This is a genomic window from Paraburkholderia lebeckiae, from assembly GCF_050436225.1.
GTDB lineage: Bacteria > Pseudomonadota > Gammaproteobacteria > Burkholderiales > Burkholderiaceae > Paraburkholderia > Paraburkholderia tuberum.
Genome location: NZ_JBNDLU010000001.1, coordinates 1,843,807 through 1,859,111 on the forward strand (window position 1 = coordinate 1,843,807; position 15,305 = coordinate 1,859,111).

15 protein-coding genes are annotated in these 15,305 nt (G+C 60.6%); 11 read left to right on the forward strand and 4 right to left on the reverse strand.

The genetic code is table 11. The features are described from left to right. Positions 1-190: 190 nt before the first annotated feature. The 5 genes from OKW45_RS08620 to OKW45_RS08640 all read left to right on the forward strand — a co-directional run bounded on the left by OKW45_RS08620 (position 191) and on the right by OKW45_RS08640 (position 5,299). Positions 191-619, forward strand: coding sequence for a carboxymuconolactone decarboxylase family protein (locus tag OKW45_RS08620; protein WP_429352548.1), 429 nt, complete (start codon positions 191-193; stop codon positions 617-619). Continuing rightward, positions 570-1,643, forward strand: a complete 1,074-nt coding sequence (locus tag OKW45_RS08625) for a phytanoyl-CoA dioxygenase family protein (RefSeq protein ID WP_429467209.1) — start codon at positions 570-572, stop codon at positions 1,641-1,643. Before OKW45_RS08620 ends, OKW45_RS08625 begins: the two co-directional genes overlap by 50 nt. Positions 1,644-1,907: 264 nt before the next feature. Next, positions 1,908-2,825: an NmrA family NAD(P)-binding protein gene (locus tag OKW45_RS08630; protein ID WP_429467211.1), complete on the forward strand. Its 918-nt coding sequence runs from the start codon at positions 1,908-1,910 to the stop codon at positions 2,823-2,825. Between the two features lie 48 nt (positions 2,826-2,873). Continuing rightward, a complete protein-coding gene (locus OKW45_RS08635; protein WP_429467212.1) occupies positions 2,874-3,722 on the forward strand; it encodes an alpha/beta fold hydrolase in 849 nt (282 codons plus the stop codon). Continuing rightward, complete coding sequence (locus OKW45_RS08640; protein WP_429467215.1) at positions 3,719-5,299, forward strand: AMP-binding protein; 1,581 nt, start codon at positions 3,719-3,721, stop codon at positions 5,297-5,299. The genes OKW45_RS08635 and OKW45_RS08640 overlap by 4 nt, the downstream gene beginning before the upstream one ends. Before the next feature lie 18 nt (positions 5,300-5,317). On the opposite strand, the gene OKW45_RS08645 is transcribed toward OKW45_RS08640, so the two are convergent. The 3 genes from OKW45_RS08645 to OKW45_RS08655 all read right to left on the reverse strand — a co-directional run bounded on the left by OKW45_RS08645 (position 5,318) and on the right by OKW45_RS08655 (position 8,441). Then, the gene (locus OKW45_RS08645; RefSeq protein ID WP_429467217.1) at positions 5,318-6,193 is read right to left on the reverse strand and encodes an enoyl-CoA hydratase-related protein; all 876 of its coding nucleotides are present in this window, start codon (positions 6,191-6,193) and stop codon (positions 5,318-5,320) included. 43 nt (positions 6,194-6,236) lie between these two features. Continuing rightward, positions 6,237-7,022, reverse strand: a complete 786-nt coding sequence (locus OKW45_RS08650) for a spirocyclase AveC family protein (RefSeq protein ID WP_429467220.1) — start codon at positions 7,020-7,022, stop codon at positions 6,237-6,239. Between the two features lie 276 nt (positions 7,023-7,298). Further along, complete coding sequence (locus tag OKW45_RS08655; RefSeq protein WP_429467223.1) at positions 7,299-8,441, reverse strand: phosphotransferase; 1,143 nt, start codon at positions 8,439-8,441, stop codon at positions 7,299-7,301. 259 nt (positions 8,442-8,700) lie between these two features. On the opposite strand from OKW45_RS08655, the gene OKW45_RS08660 reads away from it, so the two are divergent. Both OKW45_RS08660 and OKW45_RS08665 read left to right on the forward strand, forming a co-directional pair. Then, positions 8,701-9,504: an SDR family NAD(P)-dependent oxidoreductase gene (locus OKW45_RS08660; protein ID WP_429467225.1), complete on the forward strand. Its 804-nt coding sequence runs from the start codon at positions 8,701-8,703 to the stop codon at positions 9,502-9,504. A 129-nt stretch (positions 9,505-9,633) separates the two neighbouring features. Next, entirely contained in the window at positions 9,634-10,437 is an 804-nt protein-coding gene (locus OKW45_RS08665) for an SDR family NAD(P)-dependent oxidoreductase (protein ID WP_018425557.1), read from the forward strand. Positions 10,438-10,481: 44 nt separating this feature from the next. Here OKW45_RS08665 and OKW45_RS08670 read toward each other — a convergent pair whose 3' ends face one another. Continuing rightward, positions 10,482-10,652 carry a hypothetical protein gene (locus tag OKW45_RS08670; RefSeq protein ID WP_429467229.1) on the reverse strand — a complete coding sequence of 57 codons (171 nt, stop codon included), beginning with the start codon at positions 10,650-10,652 and terminating at the stop codon, positions 10,482-10,484. Positions 10,653-10,921: 269 nt separating this feature from the next. Between OKW45_RS08670 and OKW45_RS08675 the strand changes: the two genes are divergently transcribed. Genes OKW45_RS08675 through OKW45_RS08690 form a run of 4 tightly spaced genes read left to right on the forward strand, consistent with a single transcriptional unit; the run spans position 10,922 to position 15,296 of the window. Further along, the gene (locus tag OKW45_RS08675) at positions 10,922-11,848 is read left to right on the forward strand and encodes an alpha/beta fold hydrolase (RefSeq protein ID WP_084754461.1); all 927 of its coding nucleotides are present in this window, start codon (positions 10,922-10,924) and stop codon (positions 11,846-11,848) included. After that, the gene (locus OKW45_RS08680; protein WP_429467231.1) at positions 11,845-12,411 is read left to right on the forward strand and encodes a methyltransferase family protein; all 567 of its coding nucleotides are present in this window, start codon (positions 11,845-11,847) and stop codon (positions 12,409-12,411) included. The genes OKW45_RS08675 and OKW45_RS08680 overlap by 4 nt, the downstream gene beginning before the upstream one ends. A 17-nt stretch (positions 12,412-12,428) precedes the next feature. Next, positions 12,429-13,703, forward strand: coding sequence for a glycosyltransferase (locus tag OKW45_RS08685; protein WP_429467233.1), 1,275 nt, complete (start codon positions 12,429-12,431; stop codon positions 13,701-13,703). 24 nt (positions 13,704-13,727) lie between these two features. Further along, a complete protein-coding gene (locus OKW45_RS08690; RefSeq protein WP_429467236.1) occupies positions 13,728-15,296 on the forward strand; it encodes a DHA2 family efflux MFS transporter permease subunit in 1,569 nt (522 codons plus the stop codon). The last annotated feature ends 9 nt before the right edge of the window (positions 15,297-15,305 follow it).

Sequence of the window (15,305 nt, forward strand, 5' to 3'; positions counted from 1 at the left end):
CGCCTTTGTCCCGTTGCGGTGCACTACGGACGAACCCTGGTCATATCGGGTGCGCACTATCTTGACGTCCAGCACCGTTCAACATACATTTTAGAATGTCGTTCCACAATGCGAACAATGACCAAGGCGACTCGGGTGAACCGCATCCGCTATCAATAGCCGCGCCGCCGCGGTTAAACAGGAGACACAAGTGAAGAGCCTCGAAGAAAAACTTGCCTATGGTTTAAAGGTATTCGGCGAAATCATGGGTGAAGACAAGGCAGCCGGCTTACAGGCCGCAAGCGAGTCCACCGGTTTTGGATCCGACATTTCACGCCTTGCCATCAACTACGCGTTCGCGGATGTCTGGGGCGACGACAAACTCGAGCGCAAGCAGCGCAGCCTCGTCACGCTGGGCATTCTCATCGCGAGCCGGCAGACGCTCGAACTGAAGAACCACGTCCGCATTGCCGTGCGCAACGGTCTGAGCGCACGCGAACTCGAAGGGGTGCTGATTCAGGCGCTTCCGTATGCCGGGTTCCCAGCCGTCGCCTCCGCGACCACGGCAGTTCTGGAGACACTGCGGGAACTTGGCATCGACACCACGACCCGCACTTCGGAAGAACGCGGGTTGCTGTGAGCCGACATCAGAGCGCCCCCGCGACCAAAGGAGACAATTTATGAGCACACCAGGCGTGGATATCGTGCCGACGATGCGGGAATTCAACGTTTCCAATGACCTGCTCGGCAATCACGCCGAGTTGCAAGAGCGCTGGAACGAAGACGGCTACCTGTTCTTTCGCGACGTCCTCGACCACGAGCCACTGGAGCGCATGCGCGGTCTGCTTGTTGATCACCTCGACAGCAACGGCTTCGTGGACCGCAACGACCGGGACGTGCGATGGACTGGCAAAGACCGCGAAAATTTCAGCTTTTTTCCAGTGAAGACGATGAACGAGCAGCGTGCGGCACGCACCGTGATGGAAGACCCCGCGGTTCGTGCATTCTTTCAGCGGCTGTTCGGCGTACCGCTTTATTGGGTACCTTTCACCGAATACCGCACGTCGCCGCCCGCTATCGACAAAAGCCGCACACGGTTCGACTTCATTCATGAAGATGCGATCTACAGCGACCGCCTCGATTTCATCATCTGCTGGATTCCGCTCAGCGATATCGATGCGCAAGTCGGCGGATTGGCCGTCGCGGAAGGATTGCATAAGCTTCCGTGCCTGCACAGGAAGGACGGCGACAAGATCGTTCCTATCGATCTCGCGAGCGTGCCAGAAGACGCATGGCGCCGCACGAACTACCGCTTGGGCGACGTCCTGTTGATGAGCCGACGCACGCCGCACTCCGGTCTCAGCAATCATTCGGACCGTTTTCGTCTGTCACTCGACACGCGCATCCTGCCGCACGGCGGAAGTTTCCCGTTTGAGCCCCGCCTGCCCTATGTGGGCACGCTGACGTCGATCGCATCGGACCAGATCGTCGTGCGCGACGCGCATGGTGAACATGTGTTGCGACTCGACGACACGAGTTATCTGCGCGGCCTCCAGGGCAACCGCCTGCGCGGAGACGAAATTGCCGGGGTTTATCGGCCGGGATCCGAGGTGATCGTTGCACATGAAGGCGGCCTCGTTCAAACGCTGCGCCCGCAGCATTGATCGTCGTGTCAGGCGCGAAGACGAAGCTTCGTCTTTGCGCCTCGCGCCATTCGCCTTGCTCTCTGGCGTGGCAACTCTGAAGCATCGATCACTGGCATCCTTTGCTCGCTGCTTTTTGAACATCGTGCTAATATCGGAACGAATGCTTGTGAGCAACCAGGCCACGAGCCTGCAATGGCTGTCACAGGGTTAGCGGCATCGCGCGCGAGCCGCCCAGGCGTGACACGCCTGGCCAACGTCTAACGTTCGACCTCGGGACAAGTCATGATCGATTCATCCGCCGCGGTACTCGTCATCGGCGCCACTGGCGCACAAGGAGGCGCCGCGGCTCGCCATCTTCTTGCGGCTGGACGCAAGGTACGCTTCCTGACACGAAATCCAGACTCGCCGGCTGCGCGGGCACTCGTCGAAATGGATGCGCAGGCGCTACGGGGAGATCTGGACGACCGCGACTTGCTCGCAAAAGCGATGGAGGGCGTCGCTTCCGTCTTCTCCGTTCTCCTGACTGATTTTGATCGCAGCGACAGGGAACGCCGCCAGGGTTTTGCGCTCGTCAACGCAGCGCGCAACGCGGAGGTCCCGCAGTTCGTTCACACCTCCGTGGCGCAGGCCGGCAATCATGAGACGTTTCCTGGCTGGAGCGAGAAACGTTGGAACCGAAAATACTGGACGGACAAATGGGAAGTGGAAGAGGCCGTTCGCGCCGCGGGTTTCGAATCGTGGACGGTCTTGCAACCGGCATTCATGATGGACAATCTCGCTGAGCCAAAAGCGGGCACGATGTTTCCGCACCTGCGCGAAGGCTTGCTGCTCAGCGCGTTGCTACCCGACGCGCGACTCGACTGGATTGCCGCCGACGACGTGGGCGCGCTCGCGGCCAGCGCGCTAAACGATCCGCAACGCTGGCACGGTGAGACCGTGCCGCTGGCGTCGGAAAGACTCACGATGTCTGAAGTTGCGAATCGCCTCGGCAACGTTCTGGGCGCACAGATCACCGCTTTGCACGTGTCACCGGATGAAGCCCGAGCAAAGGGTCTCGCACCCGGATGGGTGAATGCACAAGAATGGATCAACGCGGTCGGGTACCGCGTCGAGATCGATTCGCTCTCCAAACGTGGTGTCCAACTCACCCCGATGGTGGACTGGATCGATGCGAATCGACAGCACATCGTACTCGCATAGCTGGTCGTTGGACCGCGTGCGCAAGCCTCAGGTAATGGAAAATCCGCAATGAATGACCGTATCCCTTCATGGTTCGACCACGCCCTGGCCCAGCCGCGTCGATCTCACTTCACCGAAGGCGGCGGGGTGACTGTCCATTATGTCTCGTGGAACGCCGCAGACACCGGTAAGCCGCCACTTGTCTTCGCACACGGTTTTCTCGGGCACACGCACTGGTGGGACTTCATTGCGCCCTTCTTCACCGATCGCTTTCGCGTCTTTGCTCTGGATTTCCGCGGCATGGGCGAGAGCGCCTACAGGCAGGAATACAGCGCCGACGTTTTCGTGCGCGACCTCGTCGCTGTCGTGGATGCAATCGGCTCTGGACCGTGCGTCGCGGTGGGCCACAGTTTCGGCGGATCGCGTCTGCTCCAGGCGTGCGCGACCTTTCCCGATCGTCTCTCGCATGCAGTCGTGCTCGATTCGTATTTCATGCTACGCGGCGAAACCTTGCCTGCAGTGGAACGACGCCCGCCGCCCCGTCCCTATCCTGACTGGCATACTGCACTCAGTCGCTTTCGACTCATCCCGGAACAAGATTGCGAGCCGTGGCTGCTCGAGCATCTCGCGCGGACATCACTTCGTCAAACCGCCGACGGCTGGGTATGGCGCTTCGACCCGAAGTTGCGAAATCTCCAGCCGGTCGAAGGCGAAGAAGACCTGCTGACCCGCATCGCGGTTCCCGTCAGCTACGTTCACGCCGAGTGCAGCAGCGTGGTCAGCGCCGATCGCGCGCGCCGCATCGTAGCTGCGATTCCCGGCGCGAAGGGTCCGATCACGATGCCACGCTCAGGCCATCACATGATGCTTAACCAGCCACTCGCGCTGGTGAGTCTCTTGCGAGCCTTGCTAGCATGAATTCCAATCTGCGCGAATCGAAAACTGCGCCGTGGTCGGGCGGTTTGCCTCTTGCGGCCCTGATCGCGCGCGCCGTCGAAAAGCACGGCGCGACGCCGCTCCATTTTCATACCCAGGGCGGTGCCTACACTTGCACCACCGAGTCCCTGCTGCACGACGCGAAAGAGATTGGCAAGGCACTCACAGCCATCGGTCTGCGTCGAGGCGATGTGATCGCGATACAGCTTCCCACACAGCGCGAAACTGCGCTTCTGTATCTGGCTGCACTGGAGATCGGTGCGGTACTCGTGCCGATCGTACACATCTACGGTCCCGCCGAAGTCGGCTTCATCCTTCGACAATCCCGCGCCCGCGTTCTGTGCGTGCCCGATTTCTGGTCCCGAACCGACTACCTGGAGCGTGTCGCCGCGCTCGGCGACACGCCCGACCTCGAGCGCGTTATCGTCGTTGGCGATCGGGCGCCCTCGAACGGCATCACGTTTGGCGCGCTGCAACGACTCGCCGCGACAACGCATGAACACCGCCCTGCTGACCCGCCAACGTCGGAAGACATCTGCCTGCTGCTGTACACGTCAGGAACGACAGCTTCGCCCAAAGGCGTGCAGCACTCTCATCGCACAGTAGGCGCAGAGTGGCAGATTCCGTTCATCGACGGGCCTGGGCCGTATCTCACGCCCTTCCCTGCTGGCCATATTGCAGGCTTCAATTTCCTGTTGCGTCCATTCATTACAGGCACCGAGATGGTGTTCATGGACCGATGGGACGCCTCGCTTGCCGCGCGACTGGTCGACGAGTATCGCGTGCGCCTCTCGGGTGGCACGCCGTTTCATCTCCAGGGGCTCCTCGAAGCCGCTCGCCGCGACGGGCGCAGCCTGGCGTCCCTCGCTTCTTACGGTCTGGGCGGCACGGGTGTCACGCCGGAGCACGTCGCCATGGCCGATCGGGCCGGATTCGCGGGAACCCGCGCGTACGGGCTGACCGAGCATTCGACAGTGAGTGTCGGCTGGGCCGATTCGCCTTTTGATATCCGGGCCTGCACGGACGGTCGCATTCAGCCCGGCTCGCAGGTGCGCGTTGTCGACGAGTTGGACAGCGACCTGCCTGCCGGACGCGACGGCGAGATTCTGATCAAAGGACCGGAGCTGTTTGTCGGCTACACCGACCCGGCGCTCAATGCGGCCGCGTTCACTCACGACAAATGGTTCCGGACCGGCGATATCGGCCGTCTCGACGAAAACGGTTGCCTGACCATCACGGACCGAAAGAAGGACATCGTGATTCGCGGAGGAGAAAATATATCGTCGCTCGAAGTAGAGCGAGTACTTGCCACTCATCCGGCCGTGCGCGATGTCGCCGTCGTGGCGCAGCCAGACGCACGATATGGCGAAAGAGTCTGTGCGGTCGTCGTCTTGCACGAACGCACGTCGCTCGACCTGATCGCAGTCCAGACCCACTTTGCCGGCGCGGGCGTGGCGAAGCAAAAGACGCCCGAGCAACTTTGCATCGTCGCAGAGTTGCCGCGCACGCCTTCGGGAAAGGTGCGAAAAGGCGATCTGCGCAAGCAACTTTCCGCGTAGTAGCAAATCAGCTGGTGCTTATCGAGCGGAGCCGTCCCGGCGAGACTTGAAAAACCGATCTCGTTGCATTGATACCTGATCGGACGAAACGAGCCGATCGTAGATCGCACGCGCTGCGGCCATGCCGGCATCGAAATCGGGCGACTCGGCTGCGGCGGCGATGGCATCCAGACAATGGCTTTCTATTGCATCGCTACAGCCGAGGCGTGAGCGCGCTTCAGCGACAATGGAAACCGGATCGCCACCAGGCAATGGCAACCGGCGAATCAATGGCAACGATGTACCGCCTATCTTCTCACGCGCAAGCTCGATCGCAAGGCGCGACATGTCATGCTCATCGCCATCGACGATCCGGTCAAATAACGCGGTGCCCCGGAAGGTTCCTGCGCGCACGATTTGAGCACCAAGAATGAATTCGATCGACTTCGCGAAGCCCAGCACACGCGGCAAGCGCTGCGTGCCGGACAAAGGGATCACGCCGAGCTTGCATTCGGGCAGACCGATCTGCGCATTGTCCGCGACCACACGGTAGTGGCACACCAACGCGGTTTCCAGACCACCGCCAATGGCAAACCCGTGGATAGCGGCTACAACCGGCTTGTCGCTCGCCTCGATCACCGGATGAACGTGCAGCGACAACGCTGGCGAAGCTGTGGCCGCGGAAGTGCCGAACTCGCGAATATCACCTCCCGCGGAAAAGCCGCGTCCACTGCCATTGAGTACGATCGCGCGAACCCGCACGTCGCACCGGGCCGCTTCAAACGCGGCAACGAGTCCGCGACGGATTCCCAGACCTAATCCGTTGACTGGCGGATGGCTCATTGTGACGATAGCGATTTCGTCTTCTACACGATACTCGACGTCGGCGAAGCGATGCGGCTTGCAATGCGTCATCGGTTATCCGCTGTGGCGTTCGACGATGGCGGGTACTGTACGCCTAACGGTTGTTAGCGAGCCAGCTCGGCATATCCGCCGGCCACGGATCGGCATACACCGCGTGCACACCCATCGCGCTCGTGTAGGCCAGATTCAGCAGGTTGCAAAACGCGATGAAAGCCAGCACCCGAAGCGCCGTGCGCACCGCTGGATGACACCCGACACGATCGACACCTCGCTCGATGGCCGTATATCCGTCTTCGTCGACGTTCAGCAGAAGGAAGGCCGACGCCACGAAAGCAGACGGAAACAGCAGGAACTCATAGACCGGAAACTGGTAGTAGTGACCGCCCCAGAAGGAGACACTCTGGAACGCACCCGGCCACGCGTCGAAGCCCATGAAGCGGCTGGCCGCGATGTCGAGCAAGCCCATTGTCATCCAGATGGCGGCAAAACCAGCGAGTACGAGTCGTACGTTGCCCGCGCGGGACCACCGCTTACGAACCGCGCGCATCGCCCACACCGCCACTACGGCGGTGCCTGTAAAGGTATAGAAGTAGCTTGGCGCGTCGATCAGGATAGGCTCAGCGATGCGAGCATGGGACGATTGCCAGAATGGAATGAAGCGACACCAGCAGCCGTAGTTCAGCGCATAGGCGTTATAGGTGAACATCGGGCGAAGAAAGTCCAGCCATGGATCAAGCCAATATGCCGAGAGCCAACCGATCATCATCAAACGCACCGCGTCGATGCGGCGACTTTTGACGATTCCGTAGACATACCAGATCGCTACGGGAATCAGGATCAGCACGCTGACCCACTGGTAATGGTCGATCGTCGCCTTCACGGATTCCGGTAGCGGATCCGCGCCCAACTCGACGGGGCGGAAATCCTCCGAACGAATCCATGCGACGTAGGTGCGGACTTGTGCAAAAGCGAAAAGCGCACCGAGCCCTGCCCACGCATACACGCTGGGCCAGGTTGTGCTGCGTCGAGCGACCATTTCCGACATGCTTTGCCTCCTACATTATTCCCCGGCATTCACATTTTCGAATGTCGATCGCAAAACTGTACTCCTGCGGAAACGGCGACGTCAAGTGCGTGTCGCTCAACGCCTGGTGGATTATCGACCCATGAGATCATGAATCTCGTGATCGAGTGCCGCCATCGCGAACCGGGGCGCAACTGCACAATTGTTGACTTCGACCTGCCACTCCACAGGATTCACGAGCCAGAAGAACAGCCCATAGACGATGTGGCGCCGGTAGGCATCTAGCGCGCTTTCAAGTGACGGCGGGTTGTTGACGCCGTGAAAGGCGAGCCGCTCAAGATAGTATTCGAGCAACGCCCGCTCCCATCTCGGCCGATCCGCGATATCCAGAGCCGATATCAGGAAGTACGTGACGTCATGAGCCCACGGTCCGCGTCGATATGACTGCCAGTCGAGAAAGCCGGGCGTGCCATCGCGGTCGAAATACAGGTTTCCGAGGTGAACATCGCCATGGAGAAACGTCATCGGCCCGATGCGGTCGAAAGCGCGCAGATCGAGGAGCGCCCGCTCCATCCAGTCACGATCGTGAAACCGCTTTGGCACGGCGGCCCCGCGCGGCAACTGTGTATAGCGGGCGAACACTTCGGGTTTCAATTGGCCCCAGTGATAGGTGCCGGACTCGCCATCGGGCAGCGGGTCTTGCGACGCGAGCCACGCCAGTTCGCCATCGCTTTCGAGCGCAGGCGATTGCCAGAACTGCGCGTGCCACCGCGCTTGCGCGTCCAGGTTTGCCGCCGCCTGCGCAAACGTCAGCGTCCGCTGCACGCGACAGAACTCCACTTCCCGTGAACGTAGATCCTCGAGGATCACGATCGACTGCCCGCTTCGACTTTCGGTCTCTGAATAGAAGCAGGCAGGCACATTTGCACGCAAGCAGGGATGGACTTCCTTGAAGAACTTCGCCTCGTATTCGTATATGTAGGCGTTCAAGTTCCGGTACTCGGGAACGAAACCGCCCTTGACGATCAGAGACTCCGGCAAGCCAAGCTCGCGCCCTGTTGCGTTGTAAGCAAGACGTACCCTGACTTTGGTAGCCGTGCCGTACATTACGTCGTCGATGGCCAGTGATTCGACCGCCACCCCTTCATGGCTGCGCGCGAGCGCCGACGTCAGCCACGAAGCGGTGATGTCCTCAACCTGCAAAGGAAGCGTGCCGGTATCTGGCTGCGGTCGGTGCGATTCCATCTGGGCCGGGCTTCTTTTCGCAACATTCATCTTGGCACCTTCCTGTGAGGTTGTATGTGCGTTCGTGCCGACATCATCACTGGCGGACCGACGTTCTCCACGCGCATGTTGCGCGGCACGTCCGAAAACCCGCAACGAGGGAAATCCATGCTGGTATTATCGTTGCGTTTTTAGAACGACGTGCGTATTTTCGCTCAACCCGTTTCGACGAGGCCCGCTAGCGCGGCGCTGAGTCGCTTCATTCCTGCCGTTCAAAAAAAACGACACACGGCCCCCTGGAGACAACTCGATGACCACATCCTTGCTTGAGCGGCTATACGGCATCAGCGGAAAAATCGCTGTCGTGACTGACAAGGGATGCAATTCCAGCATCGATATCGCCCCTGTGCTGGCCGAGGCTGGCGCACGGGTCGTAGTCGCCGATCACAGCGCAGCGCACATGCAATCGGTCGTCGACAAAGTCGTTTCAGCGGGCGGCGAAGCAATCGCTATCGAGGCAGACGTGGAACGTGAAGCCTCCGTGATTGCGTTGTTCAATCAGGTCAGCGCAGCCTGGGGTAGCCCGGACATCGTGGTCAATTGCGCGGCCATGACCAATAACGGGCCGCTTACGGAGTTCTCCGAAGCCGCCTGGGACGAAGTGATGGCGATCGACCTGAAGTCTGTGTTCTTTTGCATGCGAGAAGCGATCAAGCACATGCTCGCCGCAGGCCGGGGCGGACGCATCGTGAACGTGACGACCATGGGAGCCACGCATGCCGTACTGAATGGCAATGGCGCCTACGGTGCCGCGCGAGCGGGCGTAGCGGGTTTAGTGCGCTCCGCAGCGCTGGACTATGCCCGCGACCAGATTCTCGTCAACTGCGTGCTTCCCGGTGCAGTGCCCGGCAAGGTTCAGTTTCATCCGGATATGCAGGCTCGCCTGAAAACAGCAAAGCTCACGGGACCCGGTACGGATGCGGAGCGACGTCTGCCGCTTGGATGGGGCGATCCCGCCGATATTGCCGCCGCGGTGCTGTACCTCGCAGGGCCGTCAGGCCGCTACATGACGGGCCAATCGATTACGCTCGACGGCGGATTTCTGATTAGCTGAAGACGTCCGCACCCAATCATCTTCACTGTCTGGTGAATTCCGATGAACTACCAACGATTGGGCCACAGCGGCAAGACTGAAGCGAACCGAACAGCGCGACCTTCATTGACACTCAAAACGGAGCATTCCATGTTTAGTGAAACACAGATCGGCGCGCACCTCGCGAAGAGGTTCAATCTCGCGGGCAAGACCGCCGTTGTTACCGGCTCTGCGCAAGGTCTCGGTCGCGAGATTGCGCGACTGCTCGCCGAGGCCGGCGCCAAGGTCGTGATTGCCGACTTGAACCCCGATGCCGCGTCCGCAACAGCGTCGGATATCGATGCGGACGGCGGCATTGCAATGCCATGCAAAGTCGACGTGGCCGACGAAGCATCCGTCAAGGCACTATTCGCAGCCGTCGATACGAAGTTTGGCGGTGTCGACATTCTGATCAACAACGCGGCGCACCGTTCGAAGGCCGAATTCTTTGAAATGTCCGTCGAACAATGGGACCAGATGCAAGACGTCACGCTGCGGGGCACGTTCCTGTGTTGCCGAGAGGCTATCACGCGCATGAAGGCGAATGGCGGCGGCTCGATCGTCAACATCTCCTCCGTTGGCGCGCTTCGACCCACGCTGTGGGGCGTCAACGCCCATTACGATGCCGCGAAGGCCGGCGTGGACAGCCTCACGCGATCGCTGGCCAGCGAGTTCGCGGCCGACGGAATCCGCGTCAATTCAATCCTTCCGGGCGGCATGGCCAGCGAGGGCGGCAAGAACATCAGCGCGACGTTCAAGATTCGAGGGCCGATCGTAGGCGCAGGACGGATTCCGATGGGACGAATGGCCGCCCCGATCGAGGTTGCACAGAGCGTATTCTTTCTCGCAAGCCCTGCCGCAAGCTATGTCACCGGGCAGATCATCGCCGCGGACGGCGGCTTCACGGTCAGCTAGGACTAGTCGTCCGGTTACCCGTTTCGCAAATCTGACTGCAACCGTTATTCGTTGAATCGAACCGGGCGGCAGGTGATATTCGCGTTTTCCGTCATCCCGGCATTTGCGCTGATGAGAAGCCTGGGGTTGGTTTCCAGACACATTCGCGCGTCGTGAATGGCGTCGATGCGTGCGCTGCGGCCGGCTTTGCTTTTTCCGACGCCGTGAATTTCCATGCTAATGGTGCTTACGGCGCTCCGCGAAATAGTAATTCATTAAGCATGAAGCAGTATTTTTTACACGATTTTTTTATATAAAAAATTAGAAAGCGCGCTTGATTTTTCACATTTGTTCAGACAACATCAATTCGCCGGACATTGCGCCTAACCACCATTAAATACGATTGATTTCAGCAGCTTAGCTGACTGCGTCCTGTCGTGTATGTCGCATTGTCGCCGACATTTAAACGTCAATTCGTCATGCATTTCCAAATGCAGGAGGTTCTATGTCCATCGAAAAACGTATCTTTCATTTACCTAACTCGCTTAAAGTACAAGTCGAATCGCATATTTTTGAAGTTGGTCGTAAAACCGTAATACTGGTGAATGGCGCTTTAGCGACAACTGCGTCGTTCGGACAGACAATCAAGTATCTCGGCGAGCGATATAACGTCATTTGCTTCGACCTGCCTTATGCGGGGCAATCAAAGCAGCACAATCGGGCCGGTTCCCTCCTGACGAAAGAGGACGAAGTCGAAATCCTGCTGCACCTGATTCAACACTTCGAGCCCCGCTTCCTGTATTCCGTGTCTTGGGGAGGACTCGCGTCATTGCTCGCGCTGGCGCGGCAGCCTGCTTCTATCGAGCGGGCGGTAATCGGCTCCTTCTCGCCGTTTCTCAACGATGCGATGGTCGCCTATGTGACGCAAGCGAGGCATCTGCTCAATGCGGGCGAGAATCTGCAAGCCGCGCAACTGCTGAACGACACCGTGGGCAAACATCTGCCGCGCATACTGAAACTCCTGAATTACCGCTATCTGACGAGCCTGCCGAAGGAAGAGCAACGCCAGGTCGCCTTTCACGTCGAGCAGATACTGGCGTTAAGGGCCGAAACGTATCTGGATCAATTGGCGAACATCCGCTGCAGGGTGAAGTTCATCAACGGCGAGCTCGACGAATACACCACTGCGCACGACATTCGCACCATGGCGCGCTATGTCCGTCACGCGCAGTTCGCGACCGCACCGAACACCGGGCATTTCCTTGAACTCGAAGGGCGGGCACAGGCCGCCACGATGCGCGACGAAATTCTCGGCTTCTTCGGCGTCAACCAGGAGTTCGATCGTTCACGGCTCGACGCGCTCTCGCCCGCGGCAGAAGCGCAAACGTTTGCTCACTCGGGACTGAACGTCGAATTCGGGAGCGGAAAATGACGATCTATCACACGCTTGCCGTCCTCGGCCCATGGGCCGTCTGGGTCGCCTACTGGATGAAAGCATCGTCCGGTGTGAAGAAAACCCTAAAACGCGAGGATCGACTTTCACGCACGCTTCAGTCGATCCCGCTGATCATCGGCTGTGCGCTGATTGTGTTGCCGGACGGCGTCGCCATCTCGAGTCCGGCGACCGCTCATTTCGATTTGCAGCAATGGATCGGCCTCACGATCGTTGTCGCCGGTCTCGCTTTCTCGGTGTGGGGCCGTCGCCATCTCGGGCCTAACTGGAGCGTGTCGGTCACGCTGAAAGCCGACCACGAACTCGTCCGCAGCGGTCCTTACGCGCTCGTGCGCCATCCGATCTACTCAGGTTGCCTGCTGGCGATTGCCGGCGCCGCGCTCGTCAACGGACAATGGCGCGGCGTGATCGGCTTCGTACTGATCTTCGCTTCGCTCGCGTACAAGGTGCGCGTCGAGGAACAGTGGCTCTCCGAGTATTTCGGCGCGCCGTACCGTACCTATCGCGAGGAGGTACGGGCCCTCGTGCCGTGGCTCTATTGAGGAGCCGCAAGCAAACCATGGCACAAATCGTCATTACTGCAATCGGCTCGGCAGGCGACGTTCATCCGTTCATCGGCATTGCGCGAACCCTGGCAGAACGCGGACATCGGATCGTGTTCTGCACGCATCCGCAATTCGCCGCGCTCGCGGCACAACACGGCTTCACGTTCGTGCCGATTGGTACGTGGGACGAGTATGCGCGGGCGATTGCAAGCCCGGCGCTGTGGAATCCGCGGACCTCGTTTCGCACGCTATGGACCGTCATCGCACCGACTATCCGCCCTCACTTCGATGCGCTCGCCGCGATCGCCACCTCTGACACCATACTGGTCGGCTCGTTGTGGGCGTTCGCCGCGCGTCTGATGCAAGAGGTTCATGGCACGCCCTACGTATCGGTCCAGGTGTCGCCTTCGACGCTGCTTTCCGCGAGCGCTCCTCCCACGCACAAGCGTCTGACCGTGCCGTTGTGGCTGCCGCTGCCCGTCAGGGCAAAGTGCATGGAAATGATCGAAAAAGGCGTGCTCGACAAGGCGTGCGGACCTGCCCTGAACGACGTCCGGGAAAACCTTGGGCTTGCGCCCGCGAGCCGCATACTCGGTGAGTGGCTGCACTCGCCCGACGGCGTGCTGTGCCTGTTCCCGGACTGGTTTGCCCCTGCTCAACCCGACTGGCCGCGCAATCATTTCATGGCGGGCTTTCCCCTCTTCAACGATGTAGCGCCCAACGCCCTCGACGACGAACTGCGCGCCTTCGTCGCCTCGGGCGAACGTCCGGTCGTGTTCACGCCAGGCTCCTCGCGGATCGACGAGCGGACCTATCTGGGCGCCGTCGACGAAGCCGTGCGCCGTACGGGTGCCCGCGCGATCGTGCTCGCCGGCACCGCCGCAGCGCGGGCGCTCGCGCGCCGCGACGTGCTGGTGCGCGACTTCGTACCCTTGCGAATGCTCTTGCCGCACTGCGCGGCCATGGTCCATCACGGCGGCATCGGCACGGCGGCGCTCGCATTCGCGGCTGGCATCCCACAGGTCGTCACCCCGTTCGCGCACGACCAGTTCGACAATGCGCAGCGCGTGGCGAAAAGCGGCTGCGGCCTTCGCATCGACAGTCCTGCAAGCGGCAAGGCGCAGGCCTCGGCACTCGTGCGCGTCACCACGGACAAGCTCGTGACGGCCCGTTGCACGATCGCCAAACGGCTCATCGACGCAGCGCCCGACGCCTGCGAGGCGGCCGCGCGATATATCGAACGCTGCGCAGATCAGCGCGGCGACCTCAGCATCCGTTCGGTCGCCTGAACGGCTTCGGGAAATACCGTCCACATGAGCACTTCAAGAGGCATGGCCATACAGGACGTCGGCGGCCGCGACGCCCCGCCACTGCGCGGCGCGTGGCTCGCGTTGCTGACCTTCGCGCTCTCGCTCGCCACCTTCATCGAGGTGCTCGACTCGACGGTCACGAACGTCGCCGTGCCGTCCATCGCCGGCAGCCTCGCCGTGTCGAATTCCCAGGCGACGTGGGTCATCAGCTCCTATTCGGTCGCGGCGGCTATCGCGATTCCGCTGACGGGATGGCTGTCGCAGAGGATCGGCGAAGCGCGTCTTTTCGTCTGGTCGGTGCTGCTGTTCACGCTGACGTCGCTGCTATGCGGCATCGCCGGCAACCTGGAACTGCTCGTTCTATGCCGCGCCATGCAGGGACTCTTTTCAGGTCCGATGGTGCCGCTGTCGCAGGCCATCCTGTTGCGCTCGTTTCCGCCGCAAAAGCGGGTGCTCGCGCTTGCACTCTGGGCAATGACGGTGCTGCTCGCGCCGATCTTCGGTCCGGTGCTCGGCGGCTGGATCATCGATCAATTCTCCTGGCCGTGGATCTTCTTCATCAATCTGCCGATCGGCCTGTTCGCCTTCGCGGCCTGCGCCGCGCTGTTGCAGCGCGAGCGTCCGGATACCCGGCAGCCGCCGATCGACATGATGGGTATCGTGCTGCTCGTCGTCGGCGTGGGCGCACTACAGGCGGTGCTCGACCTCGGGCGCGACCACGGCTGGTTCGACTCGCCGCTGATCGTTGCGCTGTCGTTGATCGCCGCGCTCGCGCTGGTTTGCCTGTTGATCTGGGAGTCGGCTGAACCTTTTCCCGTCATCGACCTCGACCTGTTTCGCGACCGCACTTTCTCCTTCGGCGTCGCGATCATTTGTCTCGGGATGGTCAGCTTTTCGGTGATCGGCGTCATCTTTCCGCTGTGGCTGCAAACCGTGATGGGCTACTCCGCGTTTCAGGCCGGACTGACCATTGCGCCGCTCGGCATCCTCGCCCTCGTCTTTTCCATGCTGATAGGGATTTTTCTGGACCGGTTCGATGCCCGCGTCGTGACATCGTTCGGCTTTCTCGTGTTTTTCGCGGTGCTGGCATGGGACGCGCACTTCACGCTGACGATGTCTTTCTGGCAAATCGTCACGCCAACGTTTATTCAAGGTATCGGCCTGCCTTGCTTTTTCATTCCGCTGAGCGCAGCGATTCTGTCGCGCATTCCCAACGAGAAGCTCGCTGCCGCATCGGGCCTGTCGAACTTCCTACGCACGCTGTCCGCCGCGCTCGGCACCGCCCTCAGCGTGACCTGGTGGGACAACCGCGCGGCACATCACTACGGCGCACTTGCGCAATCTGTCACGCAGGCATCCGAGGGCACCGGTCTTTTCACGCGGTCGCTGCAAACGCTCGGATTCGGCGCCAACCCATTGGCGGCCATCCGCGATGTCGTTCAGCAACAGGCGTACATGATGGCGACCAACGACCTGTTTTACATGGCGAGCCTCGTGTGCCTCGCGCTCGCGGCGCTGATGTGGGCCACCAAACCGTGGCGCGGCGTATCGGCCCAACGCGCCGGACATTAATACTCCTGA

Coding starts and splice junctions, on each gene's coding strand:
- OKW45_RS08660 (WP_429467225.1), top strand. CDS start 8,701: ATGACCACATCCTTGCTTGAGCGGCTATACGGCATCAGCGGAAAAATC.
- OKW45_RS08645 (WP_429467217.1), bottom strand. CDS start 6,193: ATGACGCATTGCAAGCCGCATCGCTTCGCCGACGTCGAGTATCGTGTA.
- OKW45_RS08675 (WP_084754461.1), top strand. CDS start 10,922: ATGTCCATCGAAAAACGTATCTTTCATTTACCTAACTCGCTTAAAGTA.
- OKW45_RS08665 (WP_018425557.1), top strand. CDS start 9,634: ATGTTTAGTGAAACACAGATCGGCGCGCACCTCGCGAAGAGGTTCAAT.
- OKW45_RS08685 (WP_429467233.1), top strand. CDS start 12,429: ATGGCACAAATCGTCATTACTGCAATCGGCTCGGCAGGCGACGTTCAT.
- OKW45_RS08655 (WP_429467223.1), bottom strand. CDS start 8,441: ATGAATGTTGCGAAAAGAAGCCCGGCCCAGATGGAATCGCACCGACCG.
- OKW45_RS08640 (WP_429467215.1), top strand. CDS start 3,719: ATGAATTCCAATCTGCGCGAATCGAAAACTGCGCCGTGGTCGGGCGGT.
- OKW45_RS08635 (WP_429467212.1), top strand. CDS start 2,874: ATGAATGACCGTATCCCTTCATGGTTCGACCACGCCCTGGCCCAGCCG.
- OKW45_RS08670 (WP_429467229.1), bottom strand. CDS start 10,652: ATGGAAATTCACGGCGTCGGAAAAAGCAAAGCCGGCCGCAGCGCACGC.
- OKW45_RS08630 (WP_429467211.1), top strand. CDS start 1,908: ATGATCGATTCATCCGCCGCGGTACTCGTCATCGGCGCCACTGGCGCA.
- OKW45_RS08680 (WP_429467231.1), top strand. CDS start 11,845: ATGACGATCTATCACACGCTTGCCGTCCTCGGCCCATGGGCCGTCTGG.
- OKW45_RS08690 (WP_429467236.1), top strand. CDS start 13,728: ATGAGCACTTCAAGAGGCATGGCCATACAGGACGTCGGCGGCCGCGAC.